This window comes from Brevibacterium sp. (genome assembly GCF_022712115.1).
Classification (GTDB): Bacteria; Actinomycetota; Actinomycetes; order Actinomycetales; family Brevibacteriaceae; genus Brevibacterium; species Brevibacterium salitolerans.
This window is the reverse complement of the sequence record NZ_JALAHB010000165.1, coordinates 1-17,846: the sequence shown is the minus strand read 5'-3', so window position 1 is coordinate 17,846 and position 17,846 is coordinate 1. Positions and strand designations below refer to the sequence as shown.

Genomic DNA, 17,846 nt, shown 5'->3' with positions numbered 1-17,846 from the left:
CCTCCAGCACGCGATCGACGCCTCCCCCGTCCCCCGCCTCCTCGACGGCACGGACCTGACGGTCGAGGCCACCGGCGAGAACGAGGTGACCCTCACCACCCACGAGCCCGACCCGCTGCTGCCCAACCGCCTCTCCAGCCCGCAGCTGGCGATCCTCGACGAGGCCGCCTACGGCGATGTCATCAACCCCCAGGGATACGGCACCGGCCCCTTCGAGCTCACGGACGTCAACGGCATCGTGGGCGTGACCCTGGAGCGCTACGAGGACTACTGGGGCGAGCCCGCTCAGGCCTCGGGCATCGACGCGAAGTTCGTCCCCGACGGCACCGCCCGGGCCGCGGCCCTGCGCACCGGCGAGGCCGATGTCGCCGAGGCGATCCCGGTGGGCCAGGCCGCCTCGGTCGAGGCGGAGCTCATCCACGAGGTGCCGATGCCGCGCACCAACACCCTCTACCTCAACTCGGAGTCCGGGCCGTTCGCGGACCCTGCGGTGCGCGCCGCGGCGCGCGAGGCCATCGACCGGGCCGCGATCATCGAGTCCGTCTACGAGGGCCGCGCAGACGTCGCCGAGGGCCTGCTGGGACCCGCGGTGCCGTGGGCGGCGGGACTGCGCGAGAACGCGGACTACCAGGCGATCCTCGACGAGCGCGAGGCCCCGGCCCAGGTGGACGGGGTGGAGATCACGCTGGGCGCCTTCACGGACCGGGCCGAGCTGCCGGAGGTCGCCACCCTCCTCGAACAGCAGCTCGAGGCCGTGGGCTTCGAGGTCCAGCAGGACGTCCGCGAGTACCAGTACATCGAGGCCGATGCCCTCGACGGCGCCTTCGACGCGTTCATCCTCTCCCGCGCCACCGTCCTGGACTCCGGAGATCCGGTGGCCTACTACGCTGCGGACTTCACCTGCGACGGCGGCTTCAACATCTCCCAGCTGTGCGAGGAGCCGGTGGACCGGGCCGTCAACGCCGCGACCGCCACTCCCGCGGGCGAGGAGCGGCAGCGGGCCACCATGCTCGCCGAGGCGCACATCCTCGCGACGGATTCGGCCATCCCCATGCTCCACGAGCGCGTCATCCAGGGTGAGCAGACCACGCTCGCCGGGGCCGCCCGGGACCCGCGCGAGCGCATCCTCGTGACCGCGGAGACCCACCTCACCGCCGCGGACTGACCCGTGCTGCGCAACAGCGCCCTCCTGGGCACCCTCTCCCGGATCGTGAGCGGCGTCGCCCTGCTGCTCATCGCCGGTGCGCTGCCGTGGCTCTCGCTGCGCGATCCCGCCGCCTCGGTGCTCCGGGCCCGCTATGCCGAGCTGGAGCCCACGCCCGAGGCGCTGGCCTCGGTCCGCGCCGAGCTCGGCCTCGAGGGCGGCCCGCTGCCCACCGCCCTGCGCTGGTGGGGCGGGCTGCTCCGCGGGGACCTGGGTGAGTCGTGGATCAGCCGTGCGCCCATCGGCCCCGGCGTGTGGAACGCCCTGGGCGTCTCCGCGACGCTGACGATGTGCGCGATCGTCGTGGCGCTCGTCATCGCCGCCGCCCTCGTGACGCCCGCGGCGCTGCGCATCCTGCGCGACAAGCCGCAGCGCGGTTCCGGTCCCGTCGGCGTGGCGCTCACCTCGCTGCCGGAGTTCCTGCTCGCGAGCGCACTCCTCGTGGTGGTGGCGGTGCAGCTGCAGTGGCTGCCGCCCTACGGCTGGTCCGGCTTCTCCACCGTCATCCTGCCCGCGCTGTCCCTGGGCGTGCCGGCCGGCGGACTGCTGGGCCGTCTGCTCACGGACGCCGTGGGCGGGGTCGCGGAGGAGCGCTGGGTGAATGTCTGGCGGCTCGCCGGCGCGCGCGGCGCCGTGATCCTGGGCGGCGTGCTCCGCCGGGCAGCGGCCGCGGTCATCGACCAGCTGGGACTCGTGTTCATCGGCCTGCTGGGCGGAGCTGTCGCGGTGGAGCAGGTCTTCGCGATCCCCGGCCTCGGCCGCTATCTGCTGGGCGCGGCGAACTCGCAGGATCTCCCGGCCCTCCAGGCAGGGGTCCTGCTCATGGCCGCCGCGGCGACGCTCGTGGGCGTGCTCACGAGCGTGGCGCGCAGGCTCCTGCGCGGAGGGCCCCTGCCGCCCGGGGCGCTGCCGCCTCCGCCCGAGGCCCGCGGCGACGGCCGCGCCGCCCGCTGGACGGCGGGGCTCGCACTGGGCGGCCTCCTGCTCATCCTCGTCACCGGCCTGCCGCGGGATCCGTACGCCATCGTGCACGAGCGCCTCGCCGCGCCGAGCATGGAGCTGCCCTTCGGCGCGGACGCGAGCGGGCGGGATCTGCTCGCCCGGGTGGCGCACGGCACCATCGGCACGCTCACGCCCTCGTTCGCGATCGTCGGCCTGGCCATCGTCATCGGCCTGCTGCTGGCGGTGTAGATCTCGGTGGACCCCGTAACATAAAAAATAAATAATGCAACCCCGCCCATCCTCGCCGGCGTCATCATCGCCGCGCTCATGGGTCCGTCCGTGGGCGGCGCCGCGCTCGCGGTGCTGTGGGTGACGTGGCCGCCGCTCACCACACACGCGGCCGCGCTCATCGACGAGGCCAGGGCGATGCCGCACATCAGATGGCTGCCGCTGGCCGGCGTCTCCCCGTTCGAGATCTGGGTGCGCCACATCCTCCCGTCCACACTGCCCGCCCTGCTGCGCCACGGGATGCTGCGGCTGCCCGGTGTGGCGCTGGCGCTCGCGGCCCTGGGCTTCCTGGGCCTGGGCGCACAGCCGCCGCTGCCGGAATGGGGACTGCTGCTCTCCGAGGGCATCGACTACGTGGAGCGCGGTCCGTGGACCACGGTGGCGCCGGCCACCGCACTCATCCTCACTTCCGTGTTCGCCGTCGCGATGGCGGGCCTGCGCAGGCGGCGCCGGAACCGCTCTGCACGTGCCCGCGGAGGGAGGCTCGACACCGCCGCGGCCGCAGAGGATGCCGCGCTGCCGGTGTGAGGACTGCGCTGCCGGGGTGAGGCCCGCACCGGCGGCGCCACGGAGCAGTGCACGCAGGGGATGGAGTGGGGCCAGGAGAGGGCTAGCGTGATATATCAGCTTCACACTAGGCTGGGCCCCGCACCGCACAGACAGAACCCGATGAGAAGTGGGGCATCATGCAGCAGCTCGCACGCCGGCTCGACAACCTGGGCACGGAGACCGCCTTCAGCGTGGCCCAGGCCGCGGCCGCCTGGAAGGCGAAGGGGAACCGCGTCTACCCCTTCCACCTCGGCGACATCAACATCCCGACCGCACCCAACATCATCGAGGCGATGAACAGGGCGATCGCCGACGGCTACACCGGCTACTGCCCCGGACCCGGCATCCCGCAGCTGCGCGAGGCCCTCGCCGAGGACATCGGCACCCGCCGCGGCATGGAGCTCACCCCGGACAACGTCGTCGTCATGACCGGCGGCAAGCCCGTCATCACGAAGTTCCTGCAGACGGTCATGGATCCCGGGCAGGAGGTCCTCTACCCGAATCCCGGGTTCCCCATCTACGAATCGCAGATCGAGTACCTGGGCGGCACGGCGGTGCCCTACCGCTACCTCCCCACGGAGGACGGCTTCGCCATCGACCTCGACCAGGTGCGGGCCGCCATCACCCCGAACACGGCAGCCATCATCTACAACGACCTGCAGAATCCCATCTCCGCCGAATCGACGGCCGCAGAGCGCGAGGCCATCGCCCAGCTCGCCCAGGAGCACGACCTCTGGGTCCTCTCCGACGAGGCCTACTTCGAGACCCGCTACGAGGGCGTCTCGAGCTCGATCGCCGCGCTGCCCGGAATGGCGGAGCGCACGGTCATCCTCTACACCTTCAGCAAGAAGTTCGCCATGACCGGCTCCCGCCTGGGCTGCGCGGTCGCACCGCGCGAGGTCGCGGAGGTGTTCAGCACCCTCAACACCAATGACGAGTCCTGCACCACGCACTACGTGCAGTGGGCGGGCGTGGAGGCGCTGCGCGGCACCCAGGAGCCCGTGGCGCAGATGCTCGACGTCCTGCGCGAGCGCCGCGACGCCGCCTGCGAACTGCTGAACGGCATCCCCGGCATGGACGTCGCAGTGCCGCAGTCGACCTTCTACCTGTTCCCCGACGTCACGGAGGCGATGGAACGCCTGGGCTACTCAGCCGTGGGCGACTTCGCCTCGGCAGCCCTGTACGAGACCGGCGTCTCGTTCTGCACGCGCGAGCACTTCGGCAGGCGCCAGCCCGGCGAGGACCGCCAGTACATCCGGCTCGCCTACTCGGGCATCGACGTCGAGGACATCAGCGAGGGCCTCAGCAGCCTGCGGCAGTGGATCGAGACGGCGTGAGCCGGGTCGTCGTCACGGGACGGATTCCCGAGGCAGCACTCGCAGCGCTCCGCGCCGAGCACGAGGTCGACGACTGGCAGGAGCCGGACTCCATCCCCCGCGCGGAGCTCCTGCGCCGCGTCGCCGGTGCCGACGCCGTCGTGTCCCTGCTCACCGAGAAGATCGACGCCGAACTGCTCGACGCGGCAGGATCGCAGCTCAGAGTGGTGGCGAACGTGGCCGTCGGCTACGACAACATCGATGTAGCGGCCTGCGCCCAGCGTTCAGTGACCGCGACCAACACTCCCGGCGTGCTCACGGACGCCACGGCGGACATCGCGCTCAGCCTCATCCTCATGTCCACGCGCCGGCTGGGCGAGGGCGAGCGGACGATCCGCTCCGGCCGGCCGTGGAAGTGGGGCATGTTCTTCCTGCTCGGCAGCAGCCTGCAGGGCAAGACCCTCGGCATCGTGGGCATGGGCGGCATCGGACAGGCCACTGCACGGCGGGCGAAGGCCTTCGGGATGGAGATCGTCTACCAGTCGCGCAGCGAGCTCGACCCGGCGGTCGCCGCGGAGCTGGGCGCCCGGCGGGTCGAGCTCGACGAGCTGCTGTCCGTCTCCGATGTCGTGTCGCTGCACTGCCCCTACGGCCCGGCCACGCACCACCTCATCGGCGCGGAGCAGCTGGAGTCGATGAAGCCCTCGGCGCATCTCGTCAACACCGCCCGAGGTCCGGTCGTCGACGAGGCGGCACTGGCCTCCGCACTGCGCGCAGGCACCATCGCCGGCGCCGGCCTCGACGTCTTCGAGCACGAGCCCGAGGTCCACCCCGGTCTGCTGGAGCTCGAGAACGTCACACTGGTGCCGCACCTGGGTTCGGCCACCGTGGAGACACGGACCGCGATGGCGGTGCTCGCCGCGGACAATGCGCTCGCGGTCCTCAGCGGGCAGGAGCCGCCCTCGCCCATCCGGTGAAGCCCACCGGCTGACGCCGCGGGCTCCGCAGCTGACGGAGCCCGCGGCTGAGAGCACCCGCCGTGAACGCACGCAGCCGCCCACGTATATGTGGGCGGCTGCGTGCGTTCGCGGGCTCTGCACCCGCATGCATGCACGCATTGAGATACGATGATGAGTTCGAGAACCCTTCTCATTTCCGCCTCAGGAGGATGCATGTCGGAGCCGCCGCGCGCCCGCAGACGCACCGCGCAGAAGAAGGCCGTGGGCGAGGCCCTCGAGGCTGCAGACGGCTTCGTCTCCGCACAGGAGCTGCATCGCCGGCTCACGGACCAGGGCCGCACGGCGGGCCTCGCCACCGTCTACCGGCAGCTCAACACACTCGCGGAGGACGGCGAGGCCCACGTCGTCACGACCCCCACGGGGCAGCTGTTCCGCGCGTGCGAGAACGGCGCGCACCACCACCATCTGATCTGCGAGCGGTGCGGGCGCGCCGTGGAGATCACCCCGCCCCTCGAGAGCTGGCTGCCGCGGATCGCGGAGGAGAACGGCTTCTCCCTCACCCGCCACCAGGTGGAGGTCTTCGGACTCTGCGCAGACTGCCGCTGACGGTTCCCACCGTGAATCACCACGGCCGCCCACACATGTGTGGGCGGCCGTGTCCGTGTCCGGGCTGCGCAACCCGCTGGCGGGACACGCGACCATCATGGGCGCACCCTGCCGCAGGCCTCACCCGCAGGCGACTCAGGCGGTGGGCAGGTCGTCGAGCTTGCCCTTGCGCCGGGCGACGCGGGACTCCGCGTCCATCCGGTCGACCTCCATGAGGTCCACCCCGCGGGTCTCCCGGGTGAAGACCAGCGCCACGAGCGAGATCGCGGCAGCGACCGCGAGGTAGATCGCGATGGGCACGGACGAGCCGGTCTCGCGCAGGAGCCAGGTGGCGATGATGGGGGCGAAGGAGCCGGCCACGATCGCCGTCACCTGATAGCCCACGGACACACCCGAGTACCGCATGCGGGTGGGGAACATCTCCGCCATGATCGCCGGCTGTCCGGCGTACATGAAGCCGTGGAAGATCAGGCCGGCGAGGATGCCGAGGAAGATCATGAACGGTTCGCCGGTGTCGTAGAGCGGGAAGGCGAAGAAGCCCCACGTCGCCGTGAGCAGGATGCCCACCAGGTACGGCGGCTTGCGGCCCACGACGTCCGTGAGCTTGCCGATGAGCGGCACGATCGCCGCGTGGATCGCATGCGCACCCAGCAGCAGCCCCAGGATCTCGTGATTCTCGATGCCCACCTGCAGGGAGAGGTAGGTGATCGTAAAGGTGACCACGAGGTAGTAGTGGATGTTCTCCACGAGGCGCAGGCCCATCGCGCAGAACACGCCGCGCGGATAGCGCTTGACGACCTCGATGACGCCGTAGCCCGCGTCCTCCTCGACGACCTCGGCCTGCGCCTCCTCGAAGATCGGGGCATCGCTGACCTTCGTGCGGATGTACCAGCCGATGATGACGATGACCGCGGAGAGCCAGAAGCCGATCCTCCAGCCCCAGGACAGGAACGCGTCCTGCGTGAGCACGGCGGTGAGGACGAACAGCACCGCGGTGGCGAGCAGGTTGCCCAGCGGCACACCGGACTGCGGCCAGGACGCCCAGAAGCCGCGCTCCTTGTTGGGCGAGTGCTCCGCGACGAGGAGGACGGCACCGCCCCACTCGCCGCCCACCGCGAAGCCCTGGATGAAGCGCAGCGTCACGAGGATGACGGGCGCCGCATAGCCGATCTGGTCGAAGGTGGGCAGGCAGCCCATGAGGAAGGTCGAGACGCCCACCAGCACGATCGAGAGCTGCAGGAGCTTCTTCCGCCCGTACTTGTCACCGAAGTGGCCGAACACGATGCCGCCCACAGGGCGGGCGATGAAGCCGATCGCATAGGTGCCGAAGGCCGCGATCACCGCATCGAAGGGGTTGTTGGACGGCGGGAAGAGGATGTGGTTGAAGACCAGGGTGGCGGCCGAGGCGTAGAGGAAGAACTCGTACCATTCGACGACGGTGCCGGCCATGGAGGCCGCGACGACACGCTGCAGCAGGGTCCGCTGCTCCCGTGCGTCGCTGGACTGGTGGGACATGTGCGCTCCAGACGATGGCGCAGACCCGGTCCCGCGCGCGGGCCCGGCGGCTCTCCTCTGAGCCCCGCTGCGGCCGCGCTGTCGCAGGAACCGCCTCTGCGGATCCAAGAGGTGCGCCGGTCCTGATCGCCGAACGCACCCGGTGTACGGAACCCCATCTTGAACAGTCCCCGCCCGTGATTCAAGGCACACTCGCAGAAACCTGCGCTCCGGCTCCTGCGTTTGCGCAGAGCCGCTGTGCGGAGCGGACCGCCGACGCACCGCGCGCCTCCCCTGCAACGTCTCGCACCTTCCAACGGCGTTCATGCGCGCACACATGCGCACAGCGTCAGAAAGTGTGAAAGGTCGGGGAGGTCAGCTGCGGATGCGGCCAGGACCGGAGCCCGAGGCGCTCACCAATGCTGCGGCTGGCTGCCCTGACCCGCCGGCGGGTACCCGCCGTAGCCGGGCTGGCCCGCACCGAACGGCGGCGCGGCCGCGGTGCCCGGCTGGCCGCTGTGCCCGCCCGCACCGCCGGGGGCGGGGAAGCCACCGGGGGCGGGGAACCCACCTGGTGAGGGTGAGCCCGTCTGCCCGGGCGCACTGCCCGCGCCGGCACCCTGACCCGGTGCGGAGCCGTAACCGGGGCCCGAGCCGTAGCCCGGCCCCGAGCCACTGACCGGAGCAGAGCCGTGGGCCGGACCGTAACCGGGCCCGGAGCCATACCCCGAGCCGGAACCGTAGCCCGGCCCCGCACCGGTCGCAGCACCGGTACCGGCTCCGCCGGGCAGAACTGCACCGCCGGGAATCCCGGCCTGCTGTGCCGCGTGCCCCGCACCGCCGTCCGCACCGCCTGCGCTGCTGCCACCGGCACCCGCCGCGCCGCCCGGCACGCCCTCGCGCTTCTCGAGCGCCGGGACGAGGAAGGTGAACACCGCACCGACCGCCAGGACCGCGATCGCGGTCACGAGCACCACCCACACCGCCGGGCCTGCCTCGGCACCGGTGTACTGGGCGAGGTCCAGCTGCCGCAGCCGCTCGATCTCCCCCACCCGCTCCGCCAGGTCTCCCTGGGAGAGCGCGGCTCCGAGGCTCTCCGACCGCTCGCCCACACGACGCACCACCCGGACCACCACGAGAGAGCCGACGGCCAGCCCCAGCAGACCGCCGCCCGCGCAGATGCTCGCGGCGTTGGCCCAGCGGGGCGAGCCGAACAGGGCGAAGAGCACCGCGAGCACGGCCAGCGCCATCCAGCCGACGAGCGGCGCGTCCAGCCCGAGGTCCCAGGCGGAGAGCACCCCCGCGGAGGCGGAGCCGCCCCTCAGCCGCACCCATGCCAGAGCCAGCGCGATGCCCGCTCCGGCGAGCGCGAGCACCGGAGGGAGGAGCGCGAACAGCGCGCCGGCGGCGCTCCGGGCCCGCTCATCGCGGCCGGCGAACGCCTCCTGCGGCGTGCGGACGCGCAGCTCCTCGCCGAGCCTGCCGAACGAGGCGAGCGCGGCCATGACCGCGACGATGAGCGCCCCGATCCCGGGGACCACGACGGCGATGAGCGAACCCGCCCACCAGCGCATCCCTGCGATGCGGGCGAGCTGCGCGCCCAGCAGGACGTGCGTCACCACGTGCACCAGCAGGAACGCGAGGACGAACTGCCCCAGCGCCTCCTGCAGCAAAACCATCGGAATGCTCATAACCGAGTCTCCTCACCCTGTGTCGCCGCGCTCATCGCAGATGCCCCTGCCGCTGCTGGTCGATGGCCCACAGCAGCGGATCCAGCACCCGGAAGGGTGCGATGCCGTGGCTGGAGACCTTCTCGCCCTGCGGCGAGTCGCCCAGGGCAGACACCGCGAAGTACTGGTGCGGCATGGGGCTGCCCAGGTGGGGCCGCTCCATCTTGTTGACGACCTCGGCCGCCTGCATGAACAGCAGCAGGCTGCGGATCTCCTCGTGGACGCGGAAGGACTCGTCGAGGTCGAAGGACTGCACGTAGGACGGCTCGCGCATCATCGCCGCGCCCGGATTCGACATGATCCGGCTCCACTCCGCGTCGTTGATGTCCGCGAGCTTCTGCATGACGTCGAACTTGGACAGCGCCACGGCCACCCGCGGCGGCCGCGCGGAGACCCCGATCCGCCGCTGCAGGTTGTCCAGCACCGTCGTCGCGCTGCCGGAGGACCGCGCGTCCAGCGGCACGAGATCCTGCAGGCGGCGCCGGATCGCGTCCACGGAGAGCGGGTCGAACATGAAGATCACGGTGTCCGCGCGGACCATGAAGTCCAGGTGGGTGTCCTCGGCCGGCGGGTTCTCCAGCTCCTCGCCCGCCACATCGCGCAGCACGAGCATGTGCCGCAGTCTCGTCACCGGATCGACGCCCAGGCTGAAGATGAGCGGGGTGAGGTGGAAGGCGTCGGCACCGGTGTTCGCCGCCACCGTGGCTCCCATGAGGCCCATCTCCTGGAAGAGCGGCTTCTCGTAGTGCTCCCGGTAGACGCGCTCCGTGGCGGCCGTCGCCATCTGCACGCTCGCACCGTGGCGCAGGAGGAACTGGTGGAGGGACTTCACCGCGGTCGCGATGTAGAGGCTCTTGCCCGAGGCGCGGGCACCGCACATCACCACGTTCGTCACCATCGTCTCCCGCCAGTGCTCCGGCAGCGGGTTGTGGCAGTGGGGGCAGATCTCGCCCTCCACCTCGGTGCCCGGCTCCGCGAACTCCGCGGCGAGCGCGCGCCCGTCGGGAGGCCAGGGGCCGTGGTAGTCGGGGTTGGACTGATGCAGGTCCAGCACCGCCTCATAGGCGACCTCGGCACCCAGCCAGCGAGAGGCGACATCGTCGACGACCGGCTCCAGACCGGTGTTCTTCAGCGCCCACATGTAGTGGTCGACCGGGACCTCGTAGAAGCAGAGAGGGCATTTGGACACGGTTTCTCCTCTCAGTGCCGCGAGCGGGACGTGGGACGGTCGGGGGACTGCGCCGGCTCTGTGAGCCCCCTGAGCAGGGAGTCCGCGATCTCGCCCAGCCGGCCGCTGTGCTGCGGCTCCGGCAGCTCGCTCAGCTCCGCGACGTCGATGACGGTGGCGCCGCCGGGCAGCGTGACTCCGGCGGACTCGACCGCCCAGTCCTCACGGCTGCCGAGCACCACCAGGTGGCGGAGCACCCCGTCCTCCCGGGTGAGCGGCGCCAGCAGCTCGAAGTCCGCGGGCAGCGCGTCCGTGACGAAGAGGATCGCGGTCCCGGCAGGCAGGCTCCGGACGAGCTGTGCGGAGGAAGCGGCGAAGACGGAGCGCAGCGGTCTGTCCACCCTCGCCCGCAGCACGGCCTCCGGCAGCGCGGAGACGTCCTCGCAGCGCACGTGCTCCGGTGCCGCGTCCAGCAGGGCGGCGAGGACGGAGTGGCCGGCGGCGACCACGCTGGCGAACCCGGAGAGGATCTCCAGCGCGCCCCGGAGCACGGTGTCGTCGAGCGCCCGCGTCGAGGCCGAGGCGTCGACCGCGAGGAGCACCGTCCGCGCCGCGGCACCCGCGTCGAGGCCACCCAGCCGGCGCCGGGTCTCCACCCGCGCGGCCTCGGCGAGCGGGGGCAGGTCCGGACGCGCCGCGGGCAGGTCCGCGAGTCTCACGAGCAGCGAATCGCCCTCCGCCCGCAGCGTGAGGAGCAGGGCCCCCGAGACTCCGGAGAGGTCCGTGCCCTCCGAGAGCCGGATCTCATCGGTCTCTCCGCCCGGCCCGCCCTCCGCCTTGAGCTTGAGGTGCACGACGGATCCGGCGGGGAACTCCCGTCCGTCCGTCGTCACCCCGAACGTCAGGTTCTCCGGCGGCTGCGGCACCACGAGGATGCCCGGGGCCGGGGCGATGTGCTCCACCTCAGAGCCGTCCGCGCCCGCGGCCCACACGCGGGCATGAGGCACCGGCAGATGCGCGGTGAGGGTGAGGCGGGTGCGCGGGATGCGGATCTCCGCCCCGCGATTGAGCATGAAGACCGTCATCGCGTCTCCTCGTCCTTCCTGCCGAACCGGGAGAAGAGCGAACGCCCGCCTCCCGCATCATGGCCGCTGCGGCCTGTGCTCCGCGCCATGTCCTCGCCTCCCAGCTGTGCGCCCAGCCCCAGGGCGAGCTCGTCGATCGCCGCGTCCATGTCTCGCGGCCGCGGGACCCTGGAGGCGCCGCGTCCGGCGCTGTGCGCGGCGGCCTGGGCGACCCTGTCCGCTGCCTCCGCCTCCAGCCGTTCGCCGGCCTCGGCCAGGATGTCACGCAGCTCCCTCTCCGTGCTCTGCAGTCCCACCAGCAGGACCTCCTGGAAGAGGGAGGCGCCCTGCGCGGGGCGTCCGCGGCGGCCTCCGCGCGCCCTGCGACCCCCGGCTTCGGTGTGTGCCTCCGCAGGCTGTGCCTCCGCCTTCGGGGCGTCCGCGGCGAGCGCCAGGAGCTCCGCCTCGGCGGGCAGGAGGAGGGCGAAACCGCGCTGCTGCAGCCGCTCCGCGAGGGCGAGCTCGGCCAGCCCCACGAGGGTGCTGTGGGGATCCGGGCGCCACCGGTACGGCTGCGGAGCGGGTCCGCTGCCGAGGCCGCCGGGCGCCCACCGCGCGTGCCCGGGTGCGGGCGCGGGCGGGGAGGCCTCCGGCACGGGAGGCCCGACTGCCGGGTGCCGCTGCTCCGAGTGCGCGGGGGCTGAGAGAGGGGCTACACCCGGCAGAGGCTCGCTGTGTGCCGGCCCGGTGGGCGCGGGAGCGGTCCCGGACCGCTGGGACGGGCGCACTCCCAGACGACCCGCGACAGCGGCGGCATCCACGGCCTCGGGCACCAGGGAGCGCAGCCGCCGGGCGAAGACCGCCGCGTCCATGCCTTCTCCGGGCGGTGCGGTTCTGGGCTTCGCGGTCCCAGGCAGTGCGGTCCCGGGCAGTGCGGCTCCGGGCTGCGCGGTCCCGGGCTGCACAGCTCCGGGCAGTGCGGCTTCGCCGAAGGCGAATCCCGGCCACACGTGCGCCTCGGCGGCCGGCACGCCTGTGTCGCGCTCCGCGGCCTCCCGCAGGGCATCGGCACGGAGGAGCACGGTCCGCAGAAGCGCCGCGAAGAGGTCCGAGGACAGCGCCCGGGCGTGCGCCCACTCCGGCTCCGGCCCGTCGTGGGTGAGCGGCGATATGAGCACTCGGAGCGCTTCGCTGGGCTCGATGTCCTGCGCGCCGGCATCGTCGTAGGCCGCCTGCAGCAGAAGGGCGAGGCGATGCCCGCGCGAATACCAGATCCGGGTGCGGACGAGGACGCCGCAGAGCCTTTCGAGCCCGGGCTCCCACGGCTGTGTGAGGAGCGGAAGGAGGAGGTGCGGCTCCGTCACCAGCCAGCACGGAGCCGCGTCCTCCATCTCCGCGAGTTCACCCGGCGTGGGATGCAGCGCCGTGAGAACCGACTGCACGTCCTCCGGAGCCTGCCGGGAGTCCGGGCTCAGCCCAGCGGCGAGGCGCACCCACAGCGGAAGGAGATCACGCCGCTCACCGTGGATCAGCAGGCGACCGAGCAGCTGCGCCGTGAGACGGCCGGCCGGGGTGCTGGAGTCCGCGGCCTCGGCGGAGCCGGAGAACGAGGAGGGCGCTGCTCCACCACCCGGTGGAGCAGCGGCCTGCGGGGCAGAGGCCTGCGGCAGCACAGCGTCCGCTGCGCCGTGGGCGAGAAGGAGGTCCGCGAAGACCTCCGTGACCAGGGGTGGCGCGCCGGTGCCGGCGCCGGGAGATGGTGTGCTGGCCTCGGCGACGGGGGCCGTCCCCTGGCAGAGACCGGCGATGACGAGCGCGGGGATCCCGGGAGCGAGGCGACCGATCTCTCTCACGAGGTGCTCTCCACCCGGACGCCAGACGTCCTGCACCGCCGGGACGGTCTCGAACATCTCCACGAGGCGCGCCTCCAGCTGCGGGCTGGCCTCCGAGGAGACGTAGATGCCCGCATCCGCGAGGAGGTTGGCCAGCTGGAACGCGTGGAGGGCGAGGGCGCGGCGGTCCTCGCCGTGCGCCTCTCCGGAGGCCTTGAGCACCCGTTCGACGGCATCCGCAGCCACCTGTACGAGGGCGTCGTCGGCGGCGCGGGAAGGGTCACCGTGCAACCGGGAGGCCGGCGGTGCCGCCTCCGGTACGCCTTCGTCCAGGGTGCGCAGCAGCGCGGTGCGAGCGACGAGCGCGTGCTGGACGGCCGAGCGCGCGGGGTCGAGCTCACCCAGCAGCGCCCAGACCTCGGCGGCAGTGGAGCCCATGCGCGGCGTCAGCGCGGAGACGATCGACTTCGCCCGGCCTCTGTCCGCACGGGCGGAGCGCGGCGCGGAGCGGCCCATGACGGCCTCCACCGCCGCACGGACCGCCGGCGGCAGCGGCGGCTCCCCGCCGTCCGCCGCGGCTTCCGCACCGCCCGGTCCTGTGCCGGTGCCACCCGGTCCCGCGCCGGTGCCGTCATGCCCAGAGGAGTCGCCGGCCTCCGCCGCACCCTGTGCAGTCGCGCCCTGAGCTGCCGCACCCTGTGCAGCCGCGCCCTGTGCAGCCGCACTCTGTGTCGCACCCTCGGCGGTGGGCCCGGAAGCGGCCTCGTCGACGACGACGGCGAGCGCCCATGCCGGTTCCACGACCTCGTCCGCGGCGAGGGGGAAGCGGGCATCGAGGGCCTCGAGCGCACGGAGGCGTGCGGGCAACTGCTCCGGAACCGCCGCCACGGCTTCCATCAGCGCGGAGAACGGACCGCCGGGAATCGCGGGACCCTGGCGCACGAGATGGGAGCCGTCCTCCCCGCGCACGGGCAGATCGCCGTCGGCCAGCACGAAGACGTCCTCGCGCTCGGAGAGCCGGCCCGCGTCCGCCTCCGGCACGGTGACGATGTGGGCGCCGCGCAGCTCCTTGGACCCCAGATCGTCGGCGCGTTCGTAGAGGGACCAGCCGATGCACCGGGCGAGCGCCGGCGAGGTGAGGTGTGTGAGGACGGTGATGACGAGGGCGGCCCAGTCCTGCCTGTCGGTGACGAGGACGAGGCGCCGCCCACCGCGCACGGCCTCGGTGAGCGCGTCCGCGGCGGCGAGGAACGGCTCCGTGTAGCCGGGGGTGGTGAGCAGGGAGGCGACGGTCTCCGTCCGTCCGAATCCCTCGGGGTGCGCCTGGGGCTCCGCGACCGGCCGGGTGCGGAGGATCGCCTCCACCCCGTAGGGCCGGGCGAACGCGGAGGACCTCCAGAGGTCGATGGGACGCTCCGCGCCGGAGGGGCCGCGGTCCAGAGCCACGTGGCTGTAGACGTTGCCGGGCCGTCCCGTGGAGTCGGCCCCCGCGGGCACCGCGTGCGTGAGGACGCCGGGGCTGCCGGGGCCGGGCGGCCTGAAGCGCATGCGCACCGGCAGCGCCTCCGCCTCCTCCGCGCTGAGGAAGGCCGGCAGGCTGCCGTGGAAGGAGAAGCGGCTCACCACGCTGCGCCGCAGCAGGCGCAGCTCGTCCGCGTCCGGTTCGCCCAGCGTGTCCTTGACCTGCCAGCCGCCCGGCACACCGTCGCCGCGGTCGAAGGAGGCATAGGTGATCTGCGCCCACCGGGAGGCCGGGGCCGAGGCGGCAGCTGACGCGGACGGGGCGGCTGCGGTGGCCGGAGGAGCGGGTGCCGGCGAAGCGGGCGAGGCGGCGGGAGGCCCCGGAGGCACAGCCGGTGCCGGGACCGCGGAGGGAACCGGTGGGACCGGAGCTGCGGAAGATCCGGGCGCCGCGGGGGACACGGGCGCGACCGGCGGTGCCGGCGTGACGGGCGGCACCGGCGTGACGGCTGCAGGAGGCGGGGAGGCCGGGGGCGCGGGGGCACCCGGCGGCGTCACAGCGGGACGCGCCGGCTGCTCGGGCCCGCCCGGCTGCTCGTCCTGCCCTGCCGGGCCGGGCCGCCTGTCGCCGGGGCGGAAGGTCCGGATCGAGTCAGCCACGCCGGAACCCCCACCTGCGCCTCTGGCCCGAGCCCGCCTCGGGTGCGGCCCGCTGGCTGCCCTGCGGGCCCGCCTGCGCGGCGGCCTGTTCCGCGGCGGCCTGCGCCTGCTGGAGCCGTGCTGCGAGGTGGGACAGCGCCAGATCCACGCGCATGACCCTCACGTCCGGATCCAGGAGGGCGACGCCCCGCATGGCCTCCGGATCGAGATCCGCGAACAGCCGCACGAAGCCCTGCTGCGGATAGCCCTCCACGCCTGCGGCGAAGGTGACGACGGGTGCCTCCTGCCACCTCTGCGCCCCTACGACCACGCCGGGCTGGAAGCGCGGCAGCGACTGCCAGCCCTGCGGCAGGGGGACGAAGAGCGCCACGCGATGGCCGTCCTCCTTGTGCAGCGGCATCCGGCCCTCGTTGTGGACGAGCACGAACGCGACCTGCGTGTGGAGGTCCTCCTGCACCGCCAGGACCCGGACGCGGCCGCAGGGCGTGCCGCCCTCCAGGTCCCAGTCGATCTCGTAGCGCAGCTGGGTGAGCGGCGGGCAGTCGAGCCGCACCGGCGCCGAGGTGATGAGCTCGCCCCCGCTGAACAGACCGGACACCAGGTAGAAGGTGGCCCCCGCACGCTCCTCGTGCCCCTCGATGGGCATGCCGCCGCGCTCGCGGTAGACGGATTCGTCGATCTCCTGGACCGGCGGGCTCTGGAGTGCGGACTCCGCCGTGCCGCCCAGGTTCGTCCGGTGCAGGCGGACCACGTCCGCGCCTCGGGGCCAGGCGAAGCTCACGATCTTGCGGCCCACGCGCTCCGCCAGCCGGGCCTCCCGCACCGGGCTCACGCTCTGCCCGTGCACCGTCGTGCCCACGAAGACGCTGTCGCCGTCGTAGACCACGGGGGTGAAGTAGGCGCGGGTCCAGTCGTGCGGCCACGGCACCTCGCGCATGGACCGGCGGCCGTCCTCGAGCTCCTCCACGGGGTACGGGAGCATGTCCTCGGCCTCCAGCCCGGAGCCCGGGCCCAGGCGGCCGGCGGACATGGCCTCCTCCCCCAGGCCCGAGGCCGGAGGCCGGGAGCTGCGGAAGATCTCCACCCTGCCGTAGCGCGGCGGCGTCCACTCCAGGTCGAAGGTGGGGGTCTCGCCCGGCGTGAGCACGAACCGGAGATCGGTGACCGGGCTGAGCACGACGGGGATCTGCAGCACCACGGTGTGCGGGTCCGAGGTCCGCCCGTCCGTGTCCTCCGCGACGATCTGGTAGACGTAGCGCTCCCCCGGCTCCGTGCCGGCGTCCTGGAATCCCTGCAGAGAGGGGCTGGAGGCGGCGACGGCGAAGCGCGGGTCGCCCAGGGCGTGAGCGGCCTCCGCGGGACGGGCCCGGTAGATGTGCACCCGCCGGATGCCCGGAAGCACGTTCCACTTGCCCACCACCTGGGCGACGTCCACACCCACGTGGGCATTGCGCACTCCCAGCGTGATCCGGCCCTGCGCGTGGAGCACCGGCTGGACGGAGGTCACCTCCGGCACGCTGGCCCCGTCGTAGCGCCATACCTGGAAGTGACGCATGGCGGTGCGCGGGACGGAGGCGTCCACGGCGGAGGACTCCTCCGTGACCGCGACGACGTCGGCGATGTCCGGGGAGGGTGCGGGCTGTTCGTCGGAGGCGACGACGCGGTAGACGGCTGCGTGCTCCACCGGCTCCCAGCGCAGCAGGAGCGAGCCGTCCCCGGTGGCCGCGATGCTCAGCTGTGCCGGTTCCCCCTGCGGCCCGAAGTTGTAGCCGGCGAACCGCAGCTGCGTGAGGTCCGTGCCGGGGAAGAGCGTGCTCCGGCCGTTCCCGCCGGATCCGGCTCCGGCCGGAGAGGGCGCCGCGGGTGCCGAGGCGGTGCCGGGTGCCGAGGCATCCGGAGCGGGGCCCGCGGACGGGCCTGCCCCCGCAGACGGATGCCGCGGGGCCGGGATGCTCGGCGCAGACGTGTCCGGGGAGGCCCCCGGTGCCGAGGCATCCGGGAAGCCGCCCGCGAGCACCGGATCCGGGTTCGCGGGGTTGGTGGTGGCGAAGCCGGACCGGGGCGCCGACGAGGGGCGAGGACCCGAGGACGAGGGCGGCGGCTCCGCATCCGTGCGCGGAGCGGGGATGCGCGGCCCGGACGTCTGCGGTCCCTGGGTCTGCGGCTCCGGGGTCTGCGGTCCCGGAGCCCGAGGCGGCTGGGCAGGGGGCGCGGGCTCGGCGACGACGGGAGGGGCCGGGCGCTGCTGCGTCCGCGGCGGCGGGATCACCGGTCCGGTTCCGTCGCGGCCCGGGCCCTGTGCGTCTCCGGAGTTCTCGTCTCTCATCGTCCGTTCCCTGTTCTCACGTCTCGTCGCGCCATGTCAGCGGTCCCGCCCCTCAGAACGCCTGGCCGCCGAAAGGGTTCTGCAGCGGCGGCTCGCCGCCGGAGGCCGCACCGCCGGGTCCCTGCGGGTGCGGCACCTGCGGAGGCTGCGGGGCAGAACGCGAGGGGGCAGAGGCCTGCTGCGGTCCGGAGCCCTCCCGGCCCTGCGCACCCTGCCCCGGCTGCTCCCGGCCCTGCGCACCCGGATG

At 73.1% G+C, this 17,846-nt stretch carries 12 protein-coding genes and 1 pseudogene; 6 read left to right on the top strand and 7 right to left on the bottom strand.

Translation table 11 applies throughout. The features are described from left to right. The 6 genes from Q0A33_RS09310 to Q0A33_RS09290 form a co-directional block, all read left to right on the top strand. Positions 1-1,165 (top strand): ABC transporter substrate-binding protein (locus Q0A33_RS09310; protein WP_291795380.1); only part of this gene is annotated, 1,165 nt, incomplete at its 5' end. Positions 1,166-1,168: 3 nt separating this feature from the next. Continuing rightward, positions 1,169-2,395 carry an ABC transporter permease subunit gene (locus Q0A33_RS09305; protein WP_363316556.1) on the top strand — a complete coding sequence of 409 codons (1,227 nt, stop codon included), beginning with the start codon at positions 1,169-1,171 and terminating at the stop codon, positions 2,393-2,395. A gap of 27 nt (positions 2,396-2,422) precedes the next feature. After that, the gene (locus Q0A33_RS16580) at positions 2,423-2,962 is read left to right on the top strand and encodes an ABC transporter permease subunit (protein WP_363316558.1); all 540 of its coding nucleotides are present in this window, start codon (positions 2,423-2,425) and stop codon (positions 2,960-2,962) included. Between the two features lie 158 nt (positions 2,963-3,120). Then, on the top strand, positions 3,121-4,320 hold the full coding sequence (locus tag Q0A33_RS09300) for an aminotransferase class I/II-fold pyridoxal phosphate-dependent enzyme (protein ID WP_291795378.1): 1,200 nt from the start codon (positions 3,121-3,123) through the stop codon (positions 4,318-4,320). Beyond that, positions 4,317-5,276, top strand: coding sequence for a D-glycerate dehydrogenase (locus Q0A33_RS09295; RefSeq protein ID WP_291795382.1), 960 nt, complete (start codon positions 4,317-4,319; stop codon positions 5,274-5,276). Before Q0A33_RS09300 ends, Q0A33_RS09295 begins: the two co-directional genes overlap by 4 nt. 195 nt (positions 5,277-5,471) lie before the next feature. Then, entirely contained in the window at positions 5,472-5,864 is a 393-nt protein-coding gene (locus tag Q0A33_RS09290) for a Fur family transcriptional regulator (RefSeq protein ID WP_291795376.1), read from the top strand. A 135-nt stretch (positions 5,865-5,999) separates the two neighbouring features. Here the strand turns inward: Q0A33_RS09290 and Q0A33_RS09285 are convergent, their stop codons facing one another. The 7 genes and pseudogenes from Q0A33_RS09285 to Q0A33_RS09255 all read right to left on the bottom strand — a co-directional run. Further along, positions 6,000-7,379, bottom strand: coding sequence for an MFS transporter (locus Q0A33_RS09285; RefSeq protein WP_291795374.1), 1,380 nt, complete (start codon positions 7,377-7,379; stop codon positions 6,000-6,002). 392 nt (positions 7,380-7,771) lie between these two features. Next, a complete protein-coding gene (locus Q0A33_RS09280; protein ID WP_291795372.1) occupies positions 7,772-9,049 on the bottom strand; it encodes a hypothetical protein in 1,278 nt (425 codons plus the stop codon). 31 nt (positions 9,050-9,080) lie between these two features. Further along, a complete protein-coding gene (locus Q0A33_RS09275; protein ID WP_291795370.1) occupies positions 9,081-10,277 on the bottom strand; it encodes a hypothetical protein in 1,197 nt (398 codons plus the stop codon). A gap of 11 nt (positions 10,278-10,288) precedes the next feature. Beyond that, positions 10,289-11,341 carry a hypothetical protein gene (locus tag Q0A33_RS09270; RefSeq protein WP_291795368.1) on the bottom strand — a complete coding sequence of 351 codons (1,053 nt, stop codon included), beginning with the start codon at positions 11,339-11,341 and terminating at the stop codon, positions 10,289-10,291. Next, the gene (locus tag Q0A33_RS09265; protein WP_291795365.1) at positions 11,338-15,003 is read right to left on the bottom strand and encodes a hypothetical protein; all 3,666 of its coding nucleotides are present in this window, start codon (positions 15,001-15,003) and stop codon (positions 11,338-11,340) included. Before Q0A33_RS09265 ends, Q0A33_RS09270 begins: the two co-directional genes overlap by 4 nt. Positions 15,004-15,265: 262 nt before the next feature. Then, positions 15,266-17,599 carry a hypothetical protein gene (locus tag Q0A33_RS09260; RefSeq protein ID WP_291795363.1) on the bottom strand — a complete coding sequence of 778 codons (2,334 nt, stop codon included), beginning with the start codon at positions 17,597-17,599 and terminating at the stop codon, positions 15,266-15,268. 52 nt (positions 17,600-17,651) lie between these two features. After that, a pseudogene (locus Q0A33_RS09255) lies at positions 17,652-17,846 on the bottom strand (hypothetical protein); the annotation flags it as partial.

Excerpts from the sequence above, each read along its gene's own strand:
- Q0A33_RS09260 (WP_291795363.1), bottom strand. The coding sequence starts at position 17,599 with ATGAGAGACGAGAACTCCGGAGACGCACAGGGCCCGGGCCGCGACGGA.
- Q0A33_RS09300 (WP_291795378.1), top strand. The coding sequence starts at position 3,121 with ATGCAGCAGCTCGCACGCCGGCTCGACAACCTGGGCACGGAGACCGCC.
- Q0A33_RS09285 (WP_291795374.1), bottom strand. The coding sequence starts at position 7,379 with ATGTCCCACCAGTCCAGCGACGCACGGGAGCAGCGGACCCTGCTGCAG.
- Q0A33_RS09290 (WP_291795376.1), top strand. The coding sequence starts at position 5,472 with ATGTCGGAGCCGCCGCGCGCCCGCAGACGCACCGCGCAGAAGAAGGCC.
- Q0A33_RS09280 (WP_291795372.1), bottom strand. The coding sequence starts at position 9,049 with ATGAGCATTCCGATGGTTTTGCTGCAGGAGGCGCTGGGGCAGTTCGTC.
- Q0A33_RS09270 (WP_291795368.1), bottom strand. The coding sequence starts at position 11,341 with ATGACGGTCTTCATGCTCAATCGCGGGGCGGAGATCCGCATCCCGCGC.